This is a genomic window from Streptomyces sp. CNQ085, assembly GCF_022614595.1.
In the GTDB taxonomy this organism is placed as follows: Bacteria; Actinomycetota; Actinomycetes; order Streptomycetales; family Streptomycetaceae; genus Streptomyces.
Genome location: NZ_JAJFAU010000223.1, coordinates 1 through 5,256, shown reverse-complemented (window position 1 = coordinate 5,256; position 5,256 = coordinate 1). Strand labels below are relative to the sequence as shown.

The window sequence follows — 5,256 nt, the reverse complement described above, 5'->3', positions numbered from 1 at the left end:
GCCCCTCCCCTGAGGGGAGGGGCCGACGGGCCCGTTCGTCCGCCGCACGCGGCCGGGAGGCTCAGTCCAGCAGTTCCTTCGCCACCCGCACGTCCTCGGCCATCCGCTCCAGCAGCCCTTCCAGCGTGTCGAACCTCTCCTGCCCTCGGATGTAGGCCAGGAAGTCCACCGCGACGTGGAGCCCGTAGAGGTCGAGGTCCACACGGCCGATGGCGTACGCCTCCACCGTCCGCTCGGTGCCCTCGAACTGCGGGTTGGTGCCGACGGAGATCGCGGCGGGCATCGACTCGCCCTCCACCACCAGCCATCCGGCGTAGACACCGTCGGCGGGGATGGCGGTGTGCGGCAGCGTCTCGACGTTCGCCGTGGGATAGCCCATCTCGCGTCCGCGCTGCGCGCCCCGGACGACGATGCCCTCCACCCGGTGCGGCCGGCCCAGCACCTCGGCGGCTCCCGCCACCTCGCCCTCGGCGACCAGTCGGCGGGTGAGGGTGGAGGAGAACGGCTCGCCGCCGCCCGCCTCCCCGCGCTCGAACAGGTCGACGGCCATCACGTCGTAGTCGTACGTCCGGCCCAGCTCGGCCAGGGTCTCCACGGTGCCGGCCGCCCGGTGCCCGAAACGGAAGTTGGGGCCTTCGACGACGGTGCGGGCGTGGAGCCTGTCGACCAGGACCTTCACCACGAAGTCGGCAGGCGACAGCTTCGAGAACCCCTCGGTGAAGGGCAGGACCAGGACCGCGTCCACGCCCAGACCCGCCATCAGCTCCGCGCGCCGGTGGTGCGGGGCGAGCAGTGGCGGATGACTGCCGGGCCGCACGACCTCGCTGGGGTGCGGGTCAAAGGTAACGACGACGGCCGGTACGCCCAGCTCGCGGGCGCGCCCGACCGCCCTGCCGATGATCAACTGGTGCCCGCGGTGCACCCCGTCGTAGGAGCCGATGGTGACGACGCTGCGCCCCCAGTCCTCGGGGATGTCCTCCAAGCCACGCCAGCGCTGCACAGTGCCCGCTCCTCGCCGAATGCCAGTGGATGGTGCCGGGTCCAAGGGTGCCATGACTCCCCGTCGCGTTCGCACGGGGACCCGCGCCGGAAACGCCCCAGTGCGCACCGTGATGCACTCCGCGCGCCCGCCCCGCGAGGTGATTCCGGTCCCGGGGGTGGACAGGAACCGGATGCACACAAGAGGGGGATCGTGGGCGCGGGTGCCGGACGCGGCGCCCGCACCCACGGTTTGTGCCCACGCCTCCCCGCCGGTTCCGGTCAGACCCCGCCGGTTCCGGTCATGCGAAGACGGCCAGCAGCCTGGCCCTGCCTCCCTGCTCCTCGGCCAGCGCGAGGAAGCGGTCCCCCGGCCCGAAGACCGCGACCGGTCCGGGCCGACTGGACGGTGCCATGGCGATCCTCACACCGTTCGCCAGCAGCCTAGCCCGCCGCTCGTCCACGTCCCAGCGGGGGAAGGCGGCGGCCGCCGCCTCGCCGACGGGCATGACCGTCAGCGACTCCTGGTGCTGTTCCAGGGTGCGCGCCGCGTCCAGGCCGTACGGGCCGACCCGGGTGCGGCGCAGCGCGGTGAGGTGGCCGCCGACCCCCAGCCCGGCGCCCAGGTCGCGGGCGAGCGCCCGGATGTAGGTGCCGGAGGAGCAGACGACGGAGACCAGCAGGTCCAGCACCGGGGTGCCGTCCACGGCGCTCTCGGCGCGGAGGTCGTGCACCGTGAAGGAGGAGACGGTGACCGGCCGGGCGGCCAGCTCCACCTCCTCGCCCTCGCGCACCCGGGCGTAGGACCGCCTGCCGTCGATCTTGATCGCGCTGACCTTCGAGGGGACCTGGAGGATGTCACCGGTCAGCTTGGCGACGCCGTCGTCGATCGCCTCGCGCGCGATGCCGTCCGCCGGTGTGGAGGAGGTGGTCTCGCCCTCCGCGTCGTCGGTGACGGTGTCCTGGCCGAGGCGGATGGTGCCGACGTACTCCTTCTCCGTCAGCGCCAGGTGGCCCAGCAACCGGGTCGCCTTCTCGATGCCCAGGACGAGGACGCCGGTGGCCATCGGGTCCAGTGTGCCGGCGTGCCCGACCCGCCGGGTGCAGGCGATGCCACGCATCTTGGCGACCACGTCGTGGGAGGTGAAACCGGCGGGCTTGTCGACGACGACCAGCCCGCCGGGCTCCTGGGTTCCTTTGCGTGCCACGGGTCAGGCGTCCTCGCCGGTCGCCCGGCCCCCGGCGTCTCCGGCGTCCTCGGCGTCATCCTCGCGCGCGGGCTTGCGGTACGGGTCGGGCTCGCCCGCGTACGCGGCCCCCGAGGATGCCTGGCGCACCTGGGCGTCCGAGGCCCTGGCCCTGGCCAGCAGGTCGTCGATGGTCCGGGCGTTCTCCGGGAGGGCGTCCGGGACGAACGTCAGCGACGGCGTGAAGCGCACACCTGTCTGCCGCCCGACCTCCGAGCGCAGTACGCCCTTGGCGCTCTCCAGCGCCGCGGCGGAGGCCGCCCGTTCCTCGTCGTCGCCGTAGACCGTGTAGAAGACGGTCGCCTCCCGCAGGTCGCCGGTGACCCGGGTGTCGGTGATCGTCACATAGCCGAGCCGCGGGTCCTTGATCCGCCGCTGGAGGGTCTCCGCGACCACGACCCGGATGCGGTCGGCCAGTTTGCGTGCCCGCGCGGTGTCGGTCATGTGTCTGCTTCCTTCTGTCTCGGATCGTTCGGTTCGGTCCGGCCGGGGCTGCGCACCGGACGCGCTCAGTCCTCGTCCCCGTGGAACCGCCGCCGCACCGACAGCAGCTCCACCTCCGGCCGGGCGGCCACCAGCCGCTCGCACCGGTCGAGCACGTCCGAGACGTGCCCGGCGTCCCCGGAGACCACCGCGAGGCCGATCAGGACCCTGCGGTGGATGTTCTGGTCCCCGACCTCCGCGACGCTCACCATGTACTTGCGCTGCAGTTCCGCGATGATCGGGCGGACGACCGACCTCTTCTCCTTCAGCGACCGCACGTCGCCGAGCAGCAGGTCGAACGAGAGTGTGCCTACGTACATGGGATGCGGGTCCAGCCGACCCGTGGGGCCTCGTGGGGCGGAGTCCTGCCGACTCCCGGCAGGACACGGGAAACCGTACACGCAACGGTTCCCGGTGATCGACGCGTATAACGGCCGGGAGCCTCCCGCCGGGGCGGGAGGCTCCGTGGCCGTTCACCGGTGGTGCCCACCGGCGGGGGTCAGGCGCGGGGCTTCTCCCTCATCTCGTACGTCGCGATGACGTCGTCGACCTTGATGTCGTTGAAGTTCCCGAGGTTGATACCGCCCTCGAAGCCTTCGCGGATCTCGGTGACATCGTCCTTGAAGCGACGCAGACCCTCGATGTTGAGGTTCTCCGCCACGACCCTGCCGTCGCGGACGAGGCGGGCCTTGGTGTTCCGCCTGACCTCGCCGGAGCGGATGATGACACCCGCGATGTTGCCGAGCTTGGAGGAGCGGAAGACCTCGCGGATCTCCGCCGTGCCCAGCTCGACCTCCTCGTACTCCGGCTTGAGCATGCCCTTGAGGGCCGCCTCGATCTCCTCGATCACCTGGTAGATGACCGAGTAGTAGCGGACATCCACGCCCTCGCGCTCGGCCATCTGCGTGGCACGCCCCTCGGCGCGCACGTTGAAGCCGATGACGATGGCGTCGGAGCCGGTCGCCAGGTCGATGTCGGTCTCGGTGACCGCACCCACGCCGCGGTGCAGGATGCGCAGGTCGACCTCCTCGCCGACGTCGAGCTGGAGCAGCGAGGACTCCAGGGCCTCGACCGAACCGGACGCGTCGCCCTTGATGATGAGGTTGAGCTGCTGCACCTCGCCGGCCTTGAGCACCTTGTCCAGGTCCTCCAGGGAGACCCTGCGGGTGCGCTTGGCGAAGGCGGCGTTGCGCTCGCGGGCGGCGCGCTTCTCGGCGATCTGCCGGGCCGTGCGGTCCTCGTCGACCACCAGGAAGTTGTCGCCCGCGCCGGGGACGCTGGTCAGACCCAGCACCAGGACCGGGGTCGCCGGACCGGCCTCCTCGACGTTGTTGCCCTTGTCGTCGAGCATCGCCCGGACGCGGCCGTAGGCGTCGCCGACCACGACCGTGTCGCCGACCCGCAGGGTGCCGCGCTGGACCAGCACCGTGGCCACCGCGCCGCGGCCGCGGTCGAGGTGGGCCTCGATCGCGATGCCCTGCGCGTCCTGCTCCGGGTTGGCCCGCAGGTCGAGCGAGGCGTCCGCGGTCAGGACCACGGCCTCCAGCAGCCCGTCGATGTTCAGGCCCTGCTTGGCGGAGATGTCGACGAACATGGTGTCGCCGCCGTACTCCTCGGCCACGAGCCCGTACTCGGTGAGCTGGCCGCGCACCTTGGTCGGGTCCGCGCCCTCGACGTCGATCTTGTTGACCGCCACCACGATCGGCACCTCGGCCGCCTTGGCGTGGTTGAGCGCCTCGACCGTCTGGGGCATCACACCGTCGTTGGCCGCCACCACCAGGATCGCGATGTCGGTCGACTTCGCACCGCGGGCACGCATGGCGGTGAACGCCTCGTGACCCGGGGTGTCGATGAAGGTGATCTTGCGCTCTTCGTCGTTGACCTCGGTGGCGGCCTGGTAGGCACCGATGTGCTGGGTGATACCGCCGGCCTCGCCCTCGATGACGTTGGTCTTGCGGATCGCGTCCAGCAGGCGCGTCTTACCGTGGTCGACGTGACCCATGACGGTCACCACCGGCGGACGCGAGACGAGTGCCTCCTCGCCGCCCTCGTCCTCGCCGAACTCGATGTCGAAGGACTCGAGGAGCTCGCGGTCCTCCTCCTCCGGGCTGACGATCTGGACGACGTAGTTCATCTCCTCGCCGAGGAGATGAAGCGTCTCGTCGGAGACCGACTGCGTCGCGGTGACCATCTCGCCCAGGTTGAACATCACCTGGACCAGCGACGCCGGGTTGGCGTTGATCTTCTCCGCGAAGTCGGTGAGCGACGCACCGCGCGACAGCCGGACGGTCTCGCCCTTGCCGCGCGGCAGCATCACGCCGCCGATGGACGGGGCCTGCATGGCCTCGTACTCCTGGCGCCTCTGCCGCTTCGACTTGCGGCCGCGGCGCGCCGGACCGCCGGGACGGCCGAAGGCACCCTGCGTGCCGCCGCGGCCACCGGGACCGCCGGGACGGCCACCGAAACCGGGACGGCCGCCGAAACCACCGCCGCCGCCACCGGGACGGCCGGCGAACCCGCCGCCGCCACCGGGGCGACCGCCACCGCC

The 5,256-nt window shown here is 71.6% G+C and carries 5 protein-coding genes; all 5 read right to left on the bottom strand.

Annotated features, from left to right (window positions below):
- Window positions 1–61 precede the first annotated feature (61 nt).
- Window positions 62–1,000 (bottom strand): bifunctional riboflavin kinase/FAD synthetase, encoded by a 939-nt coding sequence (locus tag LJ221_RS23210; RefSeq protein WP_241718663.1) that lies wholly within the window; start codon window positions 998–1,000, stop codon window positions 62–64.
- Window positions 1,001–1,280: 280 nt separating this feature from the next.
- Window positions 1,281–2,186, bottom strand: coding sequence for a tRNA pseudouridine(55) synthase TruB (truB, locus tag LJ221_RS23205; protein ID WP_241718662.1), 906 nt, complete (start codon window positions 2,184–2,186; stop codon window positions 1,281–1,283).
- A 3-nt stretch (window positions 2,187–2,189) separates the two neighbouring features.
- Window positions 2,190–2,669 (bottom strand): 30S ribosome-binding factor RbfA, encoded by a 480-nt coding sequence (gene rbfA / locus LJ221_RS23200; protein ID WP_241718661.1) that lies wholly within the window; start codon window positions 2,667–2,669, stop codon window positions 2,190–2,192.
- A gap of 65 nt (window positions 2,670–2,734) precedes the next feature.
- Window positions 2,735–3,028: a DUF503 domain-containing protein gene (locus LJ221_RS23195; protein WP_241718660.1), complete on the bottom strand. Its 294-nt coding sequence runs from the start codon at window positions 3,026–3,028 to the stop codon at window positions 2,735–2,737.
- A 179-nt stretch (window positions 3,029–3,207) separates the two neighbouring features.
- Window positions 3,208–5,256, bottom strand: a 2,049-nt coding sequence (infB, locus tag LJ221_RS23190) for a translation initiation factor IF-2 (RefSeq protein ID WP_241718659.1), incomplete at its 5' end; no start/stop codon positions are given.

What these genes read in the sequence shown, in the direction of transcription:
- rbfA (WP_241718661.1), bottom strand. Translation starts at nt 2,669, where the DNA reads ATGACCGACACCGCGCGGGCACGCAAACTGGCCGACCGCATCCGGGTC.
- LJ221_RS23195 (WP_241718660.1), bottom strand. Translation starts at nt 3,028, where the DNA reads ATGTACGTAGGCACACTCTCGTTCGACCTGCTGCTCGGCGACGTGCGG.